Annotated in this window: 14 protein-coding genes; 9 read left to right on the forward strand and 5 right to left on the reverse strand. The window is 38.4% G+C overall.

Annotation, left to right across the window (positions count from 1 at the left end):
* Positions 1-81 precede the first annotated feature (81 nt).
* The 4 genes from IPU53_RS02165 to IPU53_RS02180 all read right to left on the reverse strand — a co-directional run bounded on the left by IPU53_RS02165 (position 82) and on the right by IPU53_RS02180 (position 5,719).
* Entirely contained in the window at positions 82-1,239 is a 1,158-nt protein-coding gene (locus tag IPU53_RS02165) for a glucose-1-phosphate adenylyltransferase (protein WP_207447475.1), read from the reverse strand.
* Positions 1,229-3,166, reverse strand: a complete 1,938-nt coding sequence (gene glgB / locus IPU53_RS02170; protein WP_207447484.1) for a 1,4-alpha-glucan branching protein GlgB — start codon at positions 3,164-3,166, stop codon at positions 1,229-1,231. The genes IPU53_RS02165 and glgB overlap by 11 nt, the downstream gene beginning before the upstream one ends.
* A 436-nt stretch (positions 3,167-3,602) precedes the next feature.
* On the reverse strand, positions 3,603-4,352 hold the full coding sequence (locus IPU53_RS02175; protein ID WP_207447096.1) for a sulfite exporter TauE/SafE family protein: 750 nt from the start codon (positions 4,350-4,352) through the stop codon (positions 3,603-3,605).
* A 341-nt stretch (positions 4,353-4,693) separates the two neighbouring features.
* Positions 4,694-5,719, reverse strand: a complete 1,026-nt coding sequence (locus IPU53_RS02180) for a glycoside hydrolase family 15 protein (RefSeq protein WP_207447486.1) — start codon at positions 5,717-5,719, stop codon at positions 4,694-4,696.
* A 283-nt stretch (positions 5,720-6,002) separates the two neighbouring features.
* Between IPU53_RS02180 and IPU53_RS02185 the strand changes: the two genes are divergently transcribed.
* Both IPU53_RS02185 and IPU53_RS02190 read left to right on the forward strand, forming a co-directional pair.
* On the forward strand, positions 6,003-6,581 hold the full coding sequence (locus IPU53_RS02185) for a TetR/AcrR family transcriptional regulator (protein WP_207447098.1): 579 nt from the start codon (positions 6,003-6,005) through the stop codon (positions 6,579-6,581).
* Between the two features lie 79 nt (positions 6,582-6,660).
* Positions 6,661-7,596 carry an SDR family NAD(P)-dependent oxidoreductase gene (locus tag IPU53_RS02190; RefSeq protein ID WP_207447100.1) on the forward strand — a complete coding sequence of 312 codons (936 nt, stop codon included), beginning with the start codon at positions 6,661-6,663 and terminating at the stop codon, positions 7,594-7,596.
* A 274-nt stretch (positions 7,597-7,870) separates the two neighbouring features.
* On the opposite strand, the gene IPU53_RS02195 is transcribed toward IPU53_RS02190, so the two are convergent.
* On the reverse strand, positions 7,871-8,431 hold the full coding sequence (locus tag IPU53_RS02195) for a GNAT family N-acetyltransferase (RefSeq protein WP_207447102.1): 561 nt from the start codon (positions 8,429-8,431) through the stop codon (positions 7,871-7,873).
* A 200-nt stretch (positions 8,432-8,631) separates the two neighbouring features.
* Between IPU53_RS02195 and IPU53_RS02200 the strand changes: the two genes are divergently transcribed.
* The 7 genes from IPU53_RS02200 (at position 8,632) to IPU53_RS02230 (ending at position 16,795) form a co-directional block, all read left to right on the forward strand.
* A complete protein-coding gene (locus IPU53_RS02200) occupies positions 8,632-9,678 on the forward strand; it encodes a LytTR family transcriptional regulator DNA-binding domain-containing protein (RefSeq protein ID WP_207447104.1) in 1,047 nt (348 codons plus the stop codon).
* A 148-nt stretch (positions 9,679-9,826) separates the two neighbouring features.
* Positions 9,827-10,675 (forward strand): ABC transporter ATP-binding protein, encoded by an 849-nt coding sequence (locus IPU53_RS02205; RefSeq protein ID WP_207447106.1) that lies wholly within the window; start codon positions 9,827-9,829, stop codon positions 10,673-10,675.
* Positions 10,672-11,379 carry an ABC transporter permease gene (locus IPU53_RS02210; RefSeq protein WP_207447108.1) on the forward strand — a complete coding sequence of 236 codons (708 nt, stop codon included), beginning with the start codon at positions 10,672-10,674 and terminating at the stop codon, positions 11,377-11,379. The genes IPU53_RS02205 and IPU53_RS02210 overlap by 4 nt, the downstream gene beginning before the upstream one ends.
* Before the next feature lie 570 nt (positions 11,380-11,949).
* Positions 11,950-12,645, forward strand: a complete 696-nt coding sequence (locus IPU53_RS02215) for a response regulator transcription factor (RefSeq protein ID WP_207447110.1) — start codon at positions 11,950-11,952, stop codon at positions 12,643-12,645.
* Positions 12,638-13,642 carry a sensor histidine kinase gene (locus IPU53_RS02220; RefSeq protein WP_207447112.1) on the forward strand — a complete coding sequence of 335 codons (1,005 nt, stop codon included), beginning with the start codon at positions 12,638-12,640 and terminating at the stop codon, positions 13,640-13,642. Before IPU53_RS02215 ends, IPU53_RS02220 begins: the two co-directional genes overlap by 8 nt.
* 455 nt (positions 13,643-14,097) lie before the next feature.
* Entirely contained in the window at positions 14,098-14,859 is a 762-nt protein-coding gene (locus IPU53_RS02225) for an ABC transporter ATP-binding protein (protein ID WP_207447114.1), read from the forward strand.
* A complete protein-coding gene (locus IPU53_RS02230) occupies positions 14,849-16,795 on the forward strand; it encodes an ABC transporter permease (RefSeq protein WP_207447115.1) in 1,947 nt (648 codons plus the stop codon). The genes IPU53_RS02225 and IPU53_RS02230 overlap by 11 nt, the downstream gene beginning before the upstream one ends.
* Positions 16,796-16,836 lie beyond the last annotated feature (41 nt).

The following is a 16,836-nucleotide window of genomic DNA, read 5'->3' on the forward strand; positions in this document are numbered from 1 at the left end:
TTCGACACAGGACGTGTCGGTACTTAGTCGAAGTTCTTTTATCTCGCAGTGTCATTTTTACCGGACTTTCTGAACATCCTCTTAAAGTACAGTCTGCACCTTTTCCGAGATGATTTCGTCATCCCCAAACAAGGTAATATCCTCCAACCGATTTGTGGACCCAATAACAGCTCCATCTTCAATTACGGTTCCTTTACCAATAATCGCGCGCCCAATCTTAACGTTTTTTCCAACCCTTACATCCGGCATAATCACTGAATCCTTAATCATGGAACCTGCTCCAATATAGACATTGTAAGATATGACCGAGTGCTCAACTGCTCCATATATAATTGATCCCTCATTAATCAGGGATTGCTTTACCTTAGCCGCTGGAGCAATATAGTGAGGAGGATGATTCGCATTTCCCGCATAGATACGCCAGGTTGGATCATCTAAGGCAAAGCCGGTATCATCATCGAGAAAGTCCATGTTAGCTTCCCATAAGCTCTGGACAGTTCCTACATCCTTCCAATATCCATTAAACCGATAAGCATATAGTTTTCTTTGATCCGCAAGCATTTTTGGAATGATGTCTTTGCCAAAATCATTGGATGATGTCTCATTTCGATCATCTTCAGTTAAGTAATGTTTAAGCCATTTCCAGTTAAATAAATAAACCCCCATAGAGGCTAGGTTGCTCTGTGGAAAGGATGGTTTTTCTTCAAATTCAATAATTTTATCAGTTTGGTCCAGATCCATAATGCCAAAACGATGAGCGTCGGCCCAAGGTACTTGAATGACCGCGATCGATGCATCAGCTCCCTTTTTCACATGAGCTTGAAGCAGCTTGTTATAGTCCATTTTGTAAATATGGTCACCAGATATGATCAGGACATACTCAGGATCATATAGATCAATATAATGAGAATTATGGAAAACGGCATTGGCCGTTCCTTTATACCAATGATCTCCATCTTGGCCTTTATAAGGTGGAAGAACAGAGACACCACCAGAGCGACAATCTAAATCCCATGCCCTTCCCTCGCCAACATAATTATTTAAAACATGGGGTTGATACTGCGTTAACACCCCGACCGTATCGATACCAGAATGTGTACAATTACTTAATGTAAAATCAATAATGCGATATTTTCCACCGAATGGAACAGCTGGTTTGGCTATTTCCCTCGTTAATCCCTCAAGTCGAGTTCCTTGTCCGCCTGCAAGTAGCATAGCTATCACTTTTTTAGACACTATAAAAACCACTCCTCCGTCGTTTTTTTGTTTGCTTCATGAAGATGCTCATTCCTAGTGGGGGAACGGTAACTTTCATACTATATCGTTGGTTATGATAAGAGGCTTGATCCACCTTTATCGAATCGGGATTATGCTGATTGGAGCCTCCAAACATTGCCCAATCACTATTGAAAACTTCTATATAGCTTCCATTTGATGGCACACCAATTTTATAATGTTCATAGACATTTGCGCTGAAGTTACACAGAACAACACAGTAATCTCCTTTTCTCTTCCCCTTCCTGATAAAGGTGATCACACTTTGCGTTGCATCATCTGGGGCAATCCATTCAAAACCTTCCTGCTCATGATCTAACCGCCATAAACAACTTGTTTTTTTATAAAATTGACTTAATGCTTTGAAATACGCATTGAATTTCTGATGGTATTCAAAATCAAATAAATTCCAATCAAGCTGTTCTAAATCCTTCCATTCATCAAATTGCGCAAATTCACTTCCCATAAAGTGGAGCTTTTTTCCTGGATGTGTGAAAAAGTATCCATATAATAAGCGCATTTGCGCGAATTTCTGCCAATAATCACCTGGCATTTTATTCAGTAATGAACGTTTACCGTGGACAACTTCGTCATGCGAAAAAGCGAGAACGAAGTTTTCCGAGAATGCATAAAAGAAGGAAAATGTTAAAAGTTGATGATGAGCTGGACGATCTGATATGTCCAGCTTCATATAGTGCAGGACATCATTTGTCCACCCCATATTCCATTTATAATTAAAACCGAGACCCCCTTTATCAGTTGGAGCGCTCACGAGTGGATAATCCGTTGCCTCCTCTGCCATCATTAATATCCCAGGATACTTCTCAAAAACTACTTCATTCAATCTTTTTAAAAACGTAATTGCCTCAAGATTTTCTTCCCCTCCTAGATGATTCTTAAGTGGAACGGATCCAGCGTTATCGTGATTCAAATAAATCATTGAAGAAACTGCATCAATTCGGAAACCGTCTATATGAAAAACGTCGAGCCAAAATAGGGCATTTGAAATAAGAAAGCTCCTTACCTCTGGCTTACTAAAATCAAAATTATAGGTTCCCCAATTTCTCCTCTCCGCTTGCTCTGGATGTATCGGTTCATATAATGGGGTTCCATCAAAGCGACCAAGACCGTGATCATCCTTACAAAAATGCAGAGGAACCCAATCCATAATGACGCCTACGCCATGTTGATGACATTGATCGACAAAATACATAAAATCTTCTGGGAGTCCAAAACGACTAGTGACCGAATAATATCCTGTAATTTGATACCCCCAGGAACGATCATAGGGATGCTCCATCAGGGGCATACATTCAATATGGGTATATCCATGCTCCTTCACATAGGCGATCAGCTCATCTACCAACTCACGATAGGAATAAAAACGTTCATCATCTTTCTTTTTCCATGTTCCCAGATGTATTTCATAAATCAGCATAGGTTGATGATAATGATCTTTTCGCTTTCTTTGTTCCAACCATTTTTGATCTTTCCATTGGTATGTATCCAATTGATAAGTAACGGATGCCGTATTCGGTCTCCTTTCCGAATAAAAAGCATAAGGGTCAGCCTTCAGTAAAATTTCTTTGGCTGCTGTCTTAACCTCGTATTTATACAAAAGCCCCTCTCGTAATCCTGGAATAAATAATCCCCATATGCCTGAATGCTTAATCCTTTCCATGACTGCCTGACTACCATCCCATTGATTAAAATCTCCCACAACGGACACCGATAAAGCATTGGGAGCCCAAACTGTAAATCGCACACCTTGGACCCCATTAACGGTCACGATATGCGCTCCAAGCATTTTATAAGCTTCATAGAGCGTTCCCTCATGAAAAAGATATCGCTCAAATTCACTTGGAAGCCACTCCTCTACACCACTGATCATGTCTTGCAATCTGACACCTCCACTATCCTATTTCGCTTTTCCTAGAAATATTCCATATTTTTCTTGAGAAAAGCACCATTACGCTTTTTCTTCTTCTCCATCATTAACGTCACGATGGACCACTTCCCTCTTCCGTTTTTCCTCCTGCTCTGCCATTAACATCACTATGGGCTTCTAGAAGTTGTTAAAAATCCATAATCTATAAAGCTTCTTTTTGAAATCATTTTAAAAAATCCATAGTAATCTATTTCGTTGCGAAAAATGCGAATCCTTCGATGAAAAATCACTAGTTTTGTCATTTAAACGGAGGAGATATACGTAGTTATTTTCAGACCGTGATTTTTAAGGATCGTATTAATGAAAGGATTTGTCTAAGATAAGTGAAAGACCGAGGGGGATCCTTCCTCCTCGGTCTTTGTATAAAATGCTTCTTCATTCACGCTGGATTCAGTAACAGCAAAAGACCCAGTATGATAATGAAAAGAAATACATAACGTTCAAACTTTTCATTGGAAATGCGACGATGTAAAAAAATACCCAATAAAGTCGCAATAATAATAGAAGGAAAAGATAATCCAAATAAAAGAAAAAGATTTTCTGTCCATAATCCTCCAAGAGCCTGACCTATTACCACAAAAACTCCCGAAATTAAAAAATGGGCCTGCAACGTCCCCCGAAAACGCTGAGGCTCCCAACGCCGTAAAGTTCCATAAACAACAACCGGGACTCCATGTGTATTGTAGGCACTCCCCATAATACCAGATATAATTCCTACCGGTAGTGACCAAAAGCTCGCCTCAAGTCTGGGTTGTACACTACTTTTTGCACGCAAAACTTTAATAAAAGAATAAGAGCCATACGCAATTAAAAAAATACTAAGTCCCACAGTAATGATACTTGCAGGTAGTTTGACAATGAATAGGATACCGATTGGAATTCCAATTAAAGCCCCAATAACTAAGCGTATTAAAGCGGAACGATCAATATAACGCCATCCCGAAATAACAGTAAATAGCGCTACAGTAAGTCCAGCTAAACCAATTAAAGAAATGGATGTGTGTAAATCAATTGGTAATAAGGCAAGTAACGGCATACTCACAACAGCTTCTCCAAACCCAAATGTTGCACGTATTAATGCCCCAATAAAAACAGCAGCAATGATCAAAACGATAACAGTAAAATTCATTATTTCCTCCTAAATACAGTTCGTTTTATTAATAGATATTGAGTTACTCAAAACCTCCTAAATTATTGTGTTTAACTTCTATTAGCATATCATAGTTTATCACTTAAAAACGAAGGTTAATAATCGTTTTTTTATCGATTTTAAAGCGCCTCTCATCTATTATAACGGTTGTAAAATCCATCTTAATGGAATAGTACATAAATTACCCAACACCTCTTATAATCGTTTTTGAAGGGATTATAGCAAGGTCCACATGGTATCAAGGAAACCCCTTTCTCTGCAGACAAATACCCTGAATTTAGGTAGCTAAATTCAGGGTATTATGATCTTACGAAGTCTTTTTATTTGTGAACCTCACTAGCTACGGCCATTTTATTAATGGCCATTCTCTTTAAAAATAAATAGGATAAAGCAACCGACCATGCGAGTGGAGTGTTTCCATTGGGTTCATTTTTTCCACCAATATATAATTCGGGTATTTCCCAGTTATCAGGTATGTTTCGAATAGTTTTTTCTACATATTCATTAGCTTGACCGTCCATCCCTAACTCAAGGTAACATAGCCCCAACCAGGGGAGGCCAAAACACCACTCTGCTTCTCTTCCTTCATTATAGTATTGATCATCTTCATATCGAATACAGCCTCTTTCCCGCTCTAAACGACTCGACACTTGCCGGACAATCGTCAACGCTGTTTCCCGATCAACTAATCGATACGGATAGATTAATGAAAGTAAGGCCAAATCCACTTCTTTAGTTTCACTTTCCCGTGGCAATAAAAAGCGTAATGTTTCTTCCCCTTTTCGAATCAGATCCTCTTTTACATGGACTAACATTTTCACCGCTTTTAAACCAGCCAAACAGGCACCGACACTGGAAGCATGTAACTCAATGTTTTCTTCCCACATCCCGTTATCCTCGGCTTGCCAATACTGTAAACATTCCAGATAATCAACAAGCTTTTGCACAATTCGTAGATCCGCTTCATCCCTTACCACTTTCTGCCCATGCTTCACGCCTTCTCCCACTCCCCATAAAAAGGCACCAACCGCATCATTCTGAGCATGACCCCATTCTACGTCGATTTCCTTTAAATCCGGCGAATACCGAGAGTGAATATATTCAAATAAATATACGGGTTTCTGTTTCGTATGAATATCGATTTTCCATTCATAGTCTCTAAATAAATCAAACAAAGCGTGATAGGCTTTTTCATAGCGTTCAGATCGGTCATGTAAGAAAGGCAGTACCGTATAAACGACATCACGAATCCATACATAATTGTAATCTTTTGAAAGACTGGCTGTATAAGCGCCATTAGATAGACGCATTTTATCAATGACTTGAATAGCCATCTCCATCTTCATCATGAACCACCTCCAATGAGTTCTCATGTAGCTCATTGTTAACATTTCCCCATTTTATAAACCTTTGTTTAAAGTTTTCAATTTGGGATTAGAGAATCCGTTGAATGAAAATGTTTTGTACTATATTCTATGTATAAGCCTTAATTTGGGGATTCAGATGGAGAAAACGGGCGATCGACCATACTCTTGCAATACTATCTTCCCCATCTAACATTAGCCATTGACTTCAAAGCCATACACAAGTATCATTTAATTGAACACCGGTCAATATATGGAGGTCACGATGTCACCGCGTAAATCAGTCCAACAGGAATTAACTCGTGAAATGATAATGGATGCTGCAAGGAACTTATTTATTGATAAAGCCTATCAGCATGTCTCCATGAGGCAAATTGCCAAAGAACTAAAATACAGCCATGGAGCAATTTATTACCATTTCACCAATAAGGCAGAGCTTTTTTATGCCTTAGTTGAAGAGCATTTTAAAATGCTGGAATTGGAATTACAGAGGATCATGGACGAGGCTTTGGAGCCCAAGGAAAAATTACGAAATATCCTACTTGGTTTTATCCGCTTTGGTTTAACCCATCAAAGTCACTATGAAATTATGTTTTTAATTAAAGATGAGGAAGTTCGTAATTTTATCAACCAAGAACCAAGTAACACATATGAAATGTTTGCCAGTAATGTACAATCTTTATGTGATAAATCGGTCACCATTCAAGATATCTGGTCGCTTTTCCTTTCTTTACATGGTTTTGTCACACATTATCTACGCCATGTCGTCAACTATGAAGATGTAAAAGATATGGCAAAATTGCATGTAGAATTTCTTCTAAAAAGCCTTAATCATAATAATTGAAAGTTTGGGTTGTCACCTTAACTTTCTTTTTATCCTCTTTTTTGAACAGTGGTCAATTAATAAAGTTGGGGGTTCTAACATGAAAAAAGCACTTGTATTAGGAGCATCGGGAGGCATGGGCTATGCACTCATTCAAGAATTACTGGAAAGAGGGATCGATGTTATCGCATTTGCCCGTTCAGAGCATAAACTACAAGCCTTATATGGGGAACAGGAAGGTGTAAAGATTTACGCAGGAGATATATTCAATCAGAATGACCTTCTATCTGCAGTAGAACACGTGGATACGATTTTTCAATCAGCTAATCTTCCTTATGAACAATGGGAAGAAAGGCTTCTCCCCTTTTTTGAAAACATCATTTATGTTGCAGAAGCGACGGAAGCGAAGTTAGTTTTGGTTGAGAATATTTATGCATATGGAAAGTCCCCCGGAAGTAAGGTAACGGAAGAGACACCTAAAAATCCGCACACCAAAAAGGGGAAGGTTCGTTTACAGGTGGAGAAACGAATAAAAGCTTCAAATGTTCTGGCATTATTTGCTCATTTACCAGACTTTTATGGTCCCAATGCAGAGAATACGCTCTTACACTTCACCTTAGAAAATGTCATACAACATAAAAGTGCACTATACGTTGGTCACAAAAAAATAGCCCGGGAGTTCATCTATACACCTGATGGTGCCAAAGCGCTTGTCAATCTTGCCCTACATGAACAAGCCTTTGGACAAAATTGGAATATTCCGGGGTATAATGTGATCACAGGAGATGAAATCCTCCACATTGTTTATAATATTAATGGATATAAAAAGCCAGTCTTGACTGTTAACAAAGGGATGATTAGACTAGTAGGCCTTTTCGATCCAACTATGCGTGAAGTAGTGGAGATGTTTTACTTAAACGAAGACCCTGTTGTACTAGATGGGACCAAATACGAAAGGGAAATTGGACCACTCCCCCGCACTTCTTATCCAGAAGGCATCAAACAGACGCTAGAGCACATGCTGGCTCACAAGTGAAAACAAAAGCGCAAGCGCCTTGAACTAGAAAGAAAGGTGAAATTCGCCCCGTCCCAGCGCTTCGTCTGTACTAGTACATCCTGTACGTCGAAACACCGATGGACTCGGATCCTGCGGGTCTCTTGCTCCTGCCGTCTGGAGCTAGACAGCACGGCGGAAGCATTAGCCGATGTTGACTTACGCAAACAGAAGCTGAAAGTTTGCTAGGCGCTGGAGCTGGATCAAGCATTGGCCAGAATTACCTTCTTATCTTTCAAAAAACAACGAGTGCCACTTACCTAACACTCCTATTTAGCTCTTTCCACTCGTCCTTTAGAAGACCGTAGATTATTTTGTCATGATATTCCCCATTAAGAAATTCTTCATCTCTTATGACACCCTCGCTCGTAAACCCTAATCGTTCTGGGATTGCCTTACTTTTTGCATTCTTAGTCGCCATTCTGATTTCAACTTTATGTAATTGTAAATCGGAGAAGGCATGTGTAATCAAACATGTACAAGCTTTTGTCGCTAATCCCAGTCCTTCAAATTCCTTCCCTAACCAATAGCCAATTTCTGTCTTTTTATTTCCCCAATCCCAGTTCAAAAAACCAATGGAACCAGCTAGTTGCCCTTTGTACCAAATGCCAGCCCAATAGCCATTGTTCGCAGCTAATCTATTTAACGATCTTTTGATAAAATTCCTTGTGTCTTGGATCTCATTTGTAACTGTTGGAAATGTAAGCCATTTGCCAATACTTTCTCGACTTCCATCGATTAAAGCAAATAATTCCTCCGCATGTCTTGGTTCTAATATGGCAATATACGTATCCGTATCGATAATCGCTTTATACATCTTTTCCCCTCGCTCCCTACTATCCTCTTCATTTTAACTAAAAATTCAAAATCCTACCACCCCTTATCTACTTAAATTTCCCACTCAAATTCGACAATATTTCCTGGGAAAAGATTATTCTCTACAAAATCATAAACTAGCCTTCATTCTCGGTTATAATAATGAAGTGCTGTAATGATTATGATGAACAAGGTGATGAGATGAATATTTTATCAATAAAAAATATAGAGAAGCAGGATGGTCACACACTAATCTTCCCTGCGTTTAGTTTGGATGTCCCGAAGCAGGAAGTGGTAGTCATCCATACAAATACAAATGGACGAACCGTGTTAATGCAAATGTTTATGGGAGAGACACCAACTTCACATGGAGAAATATATGTCAACGGAGTTTCCATAGAATCAGCTAAAAGAGAATTTTTTAGCTATGCAGGTTTTTGCTATTTGGATGATGGACTTTATGAGAGATTGCGAGTAAAAGACCATTTTTCCTTCTTTCAAAAATTATACGGCTCTTCCCTTACAATAGAAGAAGGTCTTCGAATCACTCAATTAGACACAAAGAAAAATGAACGCGTTCGACAATTGTCTTTATCTGAAAAACGCAGAATTCAATTTGGTCGTCTGCTTTTTCAGAATCCACTCTTATATGTCTTTGAAGAGCCTGATCAAAACGCAGATTTGGAAACGAAACGAGTATTTATGAAGATCGTGAGGAATTTAAAACAACAAGAAAAAACGGTTCTAATTCTTACAAGCAATCTGGAAGCCGCTCTATCTGTCACCAACAAAGTGTATCGATTAGATGAAACAGGTTTGCAAAAGCTTGATATCTTATCTGAAGAAGAGGAGAACCAAAAGGGAACCCAATCCGAAGAGAGGGAAGAAGAAATTATCGTGCAACCCGCTCATTTCGAAAAAATCCCAACTAAGGTAAATGATAAGATCGTTTTATTTGATCCTCCTGAAGTTGATTATATCGAAAGCAGCCAAGGCCAATCCCTTATTTACATAAAAGGAGAAGCCTATCCAAGTGTGTTTACTCTGGCCGAATTAGAGAAGAGACTTTATCCTTATGGCTTTTTCCGCTGCCACCGCTCTTATATTGTCAATCTGCAAAAGGTTCGTGAGGTTATAACGTTTACGAGAAATAGCTTCTCTTTAGTGCTGACAGATGAAAAAAAATCTTCTATTCCCTTATCTAAAAATAAAATGGTTGAATTAAGAGAAATCTTGGGACTGAAATAAGGATTATCCACCGCTTTTAATACTCCATTCACCTTAAAATAGCTCTCTTCAGCACGAATATAATGTCTGGTTCTCCATTGTTTACTATGATAAGGACAACACGAAGAGAGCAAGGCCCTAAGGGGATCTTGCTATGGAGGGTGAACAAATGGAAAACATTATCGAAGTAAGAAACTTGGCCAAATTATTTTCAAACCAAACGGCATTAAAGGATGTATCCTTTCATGTTAAAAAAGGAGAAACATTTGGATTCTTAGGTCCAAGTGGATCAGGGAAAACCACCACGATTAAAATTCTTACAGGTCAATTAATTCAAACAGATGGTGAAGCCTATGTACTAGGAGTTCCTGTTACGAAATTAAAGGAACCGACTTATCGTAAAAAAATTGGAGTATTGACAGATAATAGCGGGTTATATGGACGGCTCTCTGTCTATGATAATTTAAAGCTTTTCTGTGATCTTTATGATGTGTCTCTCAGGCGGATCGAGGAAGTGCTGCAAATGGTCAACTTGCAAGAAGCCAAGAAGAAGATCGTATCCAAACTCTCAAAAGGAATGCTCCAACGTGTCACCTTGGCACGAGCCTTTTTACATCGACCAGATTTATTATTCCTTGATGAACCAACATCAGCCCTCGATCCCGTAAACACCGAGCATATTTATAGCGGATTAAAAAGCTTAAAAGCACGAGGAACAACGGTTTTCCTTACAACCCATGATATGTATGAAGCGGAAACACTTTGCGATCGTGTTGCTTTTCTAAACAATGGAGCCATCCAATTATTAGGGGCTCCTCATGAGTTGAGGCAAACATTTGCTGAGCATACTTTAACGATCGTATTAACAGATGGACAAAAGAAAGTTATTGATAAAGGACCTAATGGTGCAGATGCTTTACACAAGCTTATGACTGACAATAAAGTAGAATCCATCTATTCAAACGAACCGACACTTGGTGATATTTTTGTAGAGATAACAGGGAGGAAATTGGCATGATATTTTCATTTAAACGTTCTATGGCGATTTTTCAAAAAGATTATAAGGATATTATGAAAAATTACTTTGTGTCCACATCTGCCGTTATGCCATTAATTTTAGCGGTATTTTACAGTCGAATGGGAACATTAGCCGTTTTCGATCATTATTTGATCTTCAATTTAACTTTTTGCTTAGTCGGGGCTTATATTCAATGTGCGTTAATCGCAGAAGAAAAAGAAAAGAACACTTTACGTGGACTTATGCTTTCTCCTGCAAGTACGATAGAAATTTTAGCTGGAAAAAGTTTGTTAAGCTTTATCGGAACGATTCTTATTATCCTTATTTCTGCCTTTCTAACCGAATATAAGCCAACAAATCTAGCTGTTATTTCTTTGGCAATGGTCTTATCTACCCTGTTTTATATCGGTGTGGGGACATTGCTTGGCTTGTTAACAAAATCAGTTATGGAAGCATCTGTCATTATTCTACCGTTCTTTGGTTTATTCACACTTGGACCAGCCTTGACCAACATGACAAATCAATATCCATTCCTAAAAGTGGCGGAATATCTACCAAGTGTCCAAATAATCCACTTAGCAACAGAGAGTCAAGCAGGGGCAGGATTTCTAAGTGTTTTACCGAATCTTCTAATAATTTCCGGTTGGTTGCTCGCTGTTTTTGCCCTAGTGATCATCGTGTATCAAAGGCGTATGATTGACTAAGATGGTCACTCTCCCATCCATTAAATTATGGATGGGAGAGATTTTTTCAAAACGCGCTCCTTTTTGTGATTAATATCATATCGAGATCGTTATTAGGTTTCTTATGGTATTGAAATGATGGAATGCGGAATGATTGAAATGGAACGATATAACAGTTCAGAATGTTTTTACGTCCCAAATCGCAAATTCACAAAAATTACTTTTGTATAGGCAATCATGTAAAATAGTACATACTAGGGGAAGCGTTCTAGTTCTTACCTTTGAAGAAATGGCTAAAAGTACGTGTTCAAAAAGGAGGATAAAACGGACCAAGTCGGCTAAAAGCGCTAACGTCCTGTCAGCAACGCCGACACTAGTACATCCTGTATGTCGAAAGTTCGAGGCGGCGTAGCTTTGAGTAGCGGAAAAGCAAGCCAACGAGCTACCACAGGATGTGGTGACTTCGACGTTCGACACAGGACGTGTCGGTACTTAGTCGAAGATCTTTTATCTGGAAGTGTCATTTTTACCGGACTTTTTGAACATCCTCTAAAATAAAATTTATTCATTGTTAAAAGTGTGGTGAATCGAGTGTTTAAGCTCTTACTTATTGAAGATGATGCAACTCTTTTTCGCGAAATAAAAGAGAGATTATTGCAATGGTCTTATGACGTATATGGAATTACCGATTTTAATATGGTCATGCAAGAATTTGCAACGTTAAAACCTGATTTAGTGCTTATCGATATTCAGTTACCAAAATTCGACGGGTTTCATTGGTGCCGAATGATCCGCTCCCATTCAAAAGTTCCCATCATCTTTTTATCATCACGGGATCATCCTACAGATATGGTGATGTCCATGCAGCTGGGAGCAGATGATTATATCCAAAAACCGTTCCATTTCGATGTGTTAATCGCAAAAATCCAAGCCATTCTTCGGCGTACCTACAATTACAATACAGAAGAAAGCTTGATTAAAGCTTGGAGCGGGGCAACGGTCGATTACGAAAAAAACGTGGTTCAAAATAAGAGCGGATCGATTGAATTAACAAAGAATGAAATGTTCATTTTAAAAGTATTGATTGAACAAAAGAACAAAATTGTCACTCGAGACGAGCTCATTAAATACTTATGGGATGATGAACGGTTTATCAGTGATAATACTTTAACTGTAAATGTAAATCGATTGCGGAAAAAGCTAGAACAACTTGGTTTAGGACGCTATATTGAAACTAAAGTTGGACAAGGGTATCTCGCTGTAGAAAAGGACGTTTCATATGATTAAACGCTTTATCATTGAACGATATAGCTGGATTTTTCTATTTCTTTTTCTACAACTACTCCTTGTATTTGTTGCTTATATTGATCCATCCATTCCGTTAATGCCTATTCTCTACATCACTTTTTTATCCAGTTTTCTTTTTATCATTTTTCTAGTCATTCGCTACCAAAAGGAAACAAGGTTTTATAAAAGCTTAAACGAATGGAGCCCTGACCTTGATCTAACAACAATCATTCAAGCGGAAAGTCCTTTTGAGCAAATCATTGAAGAAGCGTTAGCCAATCAAACACAACAACTGAAAAAAGAAAGTACTACTCACTTTCTCAGCTTAGAACAAGAAAAAGATGATCTATTATCTTGGATACATGAAGTGAAAACACCATTAACAGCAATGCAGTTAATCATTGATCGTTTAGAAGATGACACTATGAAAACACAATTAACACATGAATGGCTACGTATTTACTTACTGCTTGATCAACAACTTCATCAAAAACGGATGCCCTTTATTGAAAATGATTTGCATATTGAAAGAATTGCGATTAAATCAGTTATTTTCCCAGAAATTAAAGCCTTGCAATCGTGGTGTATGCAAAAGGGAATTGGCTTTGATGTAGATTTAGGGAAAACGGAAGTCTTTAGTGATAGCAAATGGTTGGCTTTTATCATTAGACAATTGTTAACAAATGCGATTAAATACAGTGAATCAGCAGATATACTCATCAAAACCTATCAACAAGACGAGCATGTGCAGGTAGAAATTCAAGATTTCGGGCGAGGAATTGATCCAAAAGACCTGCCAAGGATCTTTGACAAGGGCTTTACCTCGACATCTCAACATCAAGATAATGGAGCAACAGGGATGGGGCTATACCTAGCCAAAAAAGCAGCCGATTCGCTATTCATTCAAATCCACGTTAGCTCAAGACCTCAAGCAGGCACAACTTTTACACTAATATTTCCTAAGATAAATGAATTTCATCATATTTCGAGCATGTGACAACAATGTCACATGCTTTCCTCTTTTGTTCGGCAAATCGAAGGAAAACCAAGGTTACGCTCTTTATAATGAAATTATTGATTAAAATGCGTATTCAAAAAGGAGGATAAAGTGAAACTTCATTCAGTGGGGGGTTTTTCATCCCTCACTGAATGTTAAGGATCAAAGGCTAAATTCGCAACATCCTGTTGGCAGGCTCAAAGCACGATATCCTGTCGTTTCGCCCGCACTAGTACGTCCTGTACGTCGCAACGCCTTTGTGACCTGCGTCCTGCAGGCCCGAACCAATCGGGTATTTACTGGCAGTTGTCCCCCTACTTACAATTCTCGTTTTCACCTCGAATTCTTGAAGTGGGGGTCTTACTGCCAGTTAATTCGGGATAACTAGGACGAAGAAATTCGTAGTGTCATTTTTATCGGGCCTTTTGAACAATCTTTTAAAGGAGTGTGTCGTTTTGAAGATATTAGAAGCAAGCAAATTATATAAGCACTATGGCAATAAATTTAATAAACAGGAAGTGCTAAAGGGAATCGATCTTAGTGTGGACCAAGGGGAATTTGTCGGCATTATGGGAGCATCTGGATCAGGCAAAACTACCTTACTTAATGTACTTTCCTCTATCGATAAAGCAAGTAATGGAACTATTACAATTGATAGCAAAGAAATGACCAATATGAAGGAAAAAGAGTTGGCAACATTTCGGAAGAATCATTTAGGCTTTATCTTTCAAGAATATAACCTATTGGATACATTGACGGTCAAGGAAAATATTCTATTGCCGTTATCTATAGCAAAGATAGCCAAAAAGGAAGCTCAACAAAAATTTACAACAGTTGCCACAGAACTAGGCATTGAAGAGATAAAAGATAAGTATCCAAATGAAATATCAGGTGGTCAAAAGCAACGCACCTCTGCGGCCCGATCCTTTATCCACCAGCCAAGTATTATTTTTGCTGATGAACCAACAGGAGCACTTGATTCGAAATCAGCTGCTGATTTATTAAAAAAGCTAAGCGAATTAAATCAAAAACGAAAGGCTACCATCATTATGGTCACGCACGATCCAACCGCAGCAAGTTTCTGTAGTAGAGTCATTTTTATAAAGGATGGACAGATCTATTCTCAGTTAAATAAAGGCGAACAACCAAGACAAGCATTTTTCGAGGATATTATGAAGACACAAGCTATATTAGGCGGGGTGCAGCATGAATATTAATCAACTCATCCTTCGTAGTCTTAAGAAAAACATAAAAAACTATTATCTCTATGTGTTTGCCTTAGTTTTTAGTGTCGCACTATATTTTGCCTTTGTTACCCTGCAATATGATCCAGCTATGGATGAAACAAAAGGGTCTGTGAAAGGAGCCGCTGGGCTAAGGGCTGCATCTGTCCTCCTTGTTTCTATTGTCACCATTTTCCTTTTATATGCGAATCAGCTCTTTATTAAACGTCGTAGTAAAGAAATTGGCTTGTTTCAGCTGATTGGAATGACGAAAAATAAAATCTTCCAGCTTCTGAGCACAGAAAACTTTATTCTCTATTTTGGCTCCTTACTATTTGGTATTTTTGTCGGCTTTTCTAGTTCAAAACTTATCATGATGATCTTATTTAAAGTGGTCGGCCTTGAGGCAAGCACCAAGCTTCGCTTCTCTATAGAAGCCCTGATTCAAACACTGATCGTTTTTGCTGTCATCTACCTTTTCATCCTGCTCATGAACTATATGTTTATAAAGAGACAAACGATTCTATCCTTATTTAGAGTGGTTTCATCAGCAGAAGGACGAGTGAAAAAAATCGGCCTATTTGACATTGTTTTTGGGGCATTGGGGATTATTTTTATCCTTTCAGGCTATTATATTTCATCAAAATTATTTGATGGGGACTTTTCTGATATGATTCAACTCTTCTTAGCGATGATTTTTATTCTTGGATCAGTGATCATCGGCACATACTTGTTTTATAAAGGATCTGTTACATTCATTACAAATATCATCCGAAAAAGGAAAAAGGGATACTTAAATATAAATGAAGTGTTATCCCTCTCTTCCATTATGTTTCGTATGAAATCAAATGCGCTGTTATTAACGATTATCACAACCGTCTCTGCACTTGCTATTGGCTTACTATCTTTAAGCTATATTTCTTATTATTCTGCGGAAAAGAATGCAGAAAGCAATGTACCCGCTCATTTTTCATTAACAAATGTTGAAGATGCGGACCAATTCAAAGAGGCCTTAATGGGAAAAAATATAGATTATAGTGAAACGCAAATCGATGTCCTCCAAGTAGATGCAAATGTGGAGAAAATACTGGAAGTAGATCTGGAAGAAGTAAACTTTGATCCAAATACCATGACCCTCTCCGTTATTAGCGAAAAAGACGTCAAGGAAGTAGATTTAAAACAGGGAGAAACACTTTTCACAGGGGCCAATAATGCCCTAAATACAATGATGTCCTTCAAAACTAAAGGCAATATCGAATGGATAGGACAAAAAGAAACAATTCAGCAGAGATATATCGGCTTAGAAGATAAAACCATTATTCCTTATAATTTCACGTCCGGCGGTCTGCCTACCGCCATTGTCAAGGACACCGTTTTTCAACGGTTGAAGAATGACCTGAACCCAGATATCCAGATGGATTCCTCGCTATTTATTGGAATCAATCTTAAGGACAATGAGAAATTGGCAGAGGCCAATGATCTGTTTCAAAGTCTTGATTTTAGCGAGAATTCACAAAACCTTTCTCAGCTTCAAGTAAGCATTAATCAGAAATTGAGCATGGGACTAATAATGTTTATCGTCGCCTTTCTGGGCCTCACCTTTTTAATTACATCTGGTTGTATCCTGTATTTTAAACAAATGGATGAAAGTGAAGACGAGAGACCGAATTATACGATATTACGAAAACTAGGCTTCACCCAAGGAGATTTAGTAAGAGGGATTCAAGCCAAACAACTCTTTAATTTTGGTATTCCTTTGGTTGTCGGTCTATCTCATAGCTATTTCGCTGTCAAATCAGGATGGTTCCTTTTTGGCACAGAATTGTGGACACCCATGTTAATTGTCATGGTGATCTATACTGCTTTATACTCGATTTTCGGCATGCTGTCTGTGGTATATTGTAAAACAGTGATTAAAGATGCGTTGTAAAACATTCCCCCGCTTAACCACTGAGATGCGCTTAAGGCGGG

Source organism: Bacillus sp. SD088, assembly GCF_017355205.1.
In the GTDB taxonomy this organism is placed as follows: domain Bacteria; phylum Bacillota; class Bacilli; order Bacillales; family Bacillaceae_C; genus Lederbergia.

What these genes read in the sequence shown, in the direction of transcription:
- glgB (WP_207447484.1), bottom strand. Translation starts at nt 3,166, where the DNA reads ATGATCAGTGGTGTAGAGGAGTGGCTTCCAAGTGAATTTGAGCGATAT.
- IPU53_RS02175 (WP_207447096.1), bottom strand. Translation starts at nt 4,352, where the DNA reads ATGAATTTTACTGTTATCGTTTTGATCATTGCTGCTGTTTTTATTGGG.
- IPU53_RS02180 (WP_207447486.1), bottom strand. Translation starts at nt 5,719, where the DNA reads ATGAAGATGGAGATGGCTATTCAAGTCATTGATAAAATGCGTCTATCT.
- IPU53_RS02185 (WP_207447098.1), top strand. Translation starts at nt 6,003, where the DNA reads ATGTCACCGCGTAAATCAGTCCAACAGGAATTAACTCGTGAAATGATA.
- IPU53_RS02190 (WP_207447100.1), top strand. Translation starts at nt 6,661, where the DNA reads ATGAAAAAAGCACTTGTATTAGGAGCATCGGGAGGCATGGGCTATGCA.
- IPU53_RS02195 (WP_207447102.1), bottom strand. Translation starts at nt 8,431, where the DNA reads ATGTATAAAGCGATTATCGATACGGATACGTATATTGCCATATTAGAA.
- IPU53_RS02200 (WP_207447104.1), top strand. Translation starts at nt 8,632, where the DNA reads ATGAATATTTTATCAATAAAAAATATAGAGAAGCAGGATGGTCACACA.
- IPU53_RS02205 (WP_207447106.1), top strand. Translation starts at nt 9,827, where the DNA reads ATGGAAAACATTATCGAAGTAAGAAACTTGGCCAAATTATTTTCAAAC.
- IPU53_RS02210 (WP_207447108.1), top strand. Translation starts at nt 10,672, where the DNA reads ATGATATTTTCATTTAAACGTTCTATGGCGATTTTTCAAAAAGATTAT.
- IPU53_RS02220 (WP_207447112.1), top strand. Translation starts at nt 12,638, where the DNA reads ATGATTAAACGCTTTATCATTGAACGATATAGCTGGATTTTTCTATTT.
- IPU53_RS02230 (WP_207447115.1), top strand. Translation starts at nt 14,849, where the DNA reads ATGAATATTAATCAACTCATCCTTCGTAGTCTTAAGAAAAACATAAAA.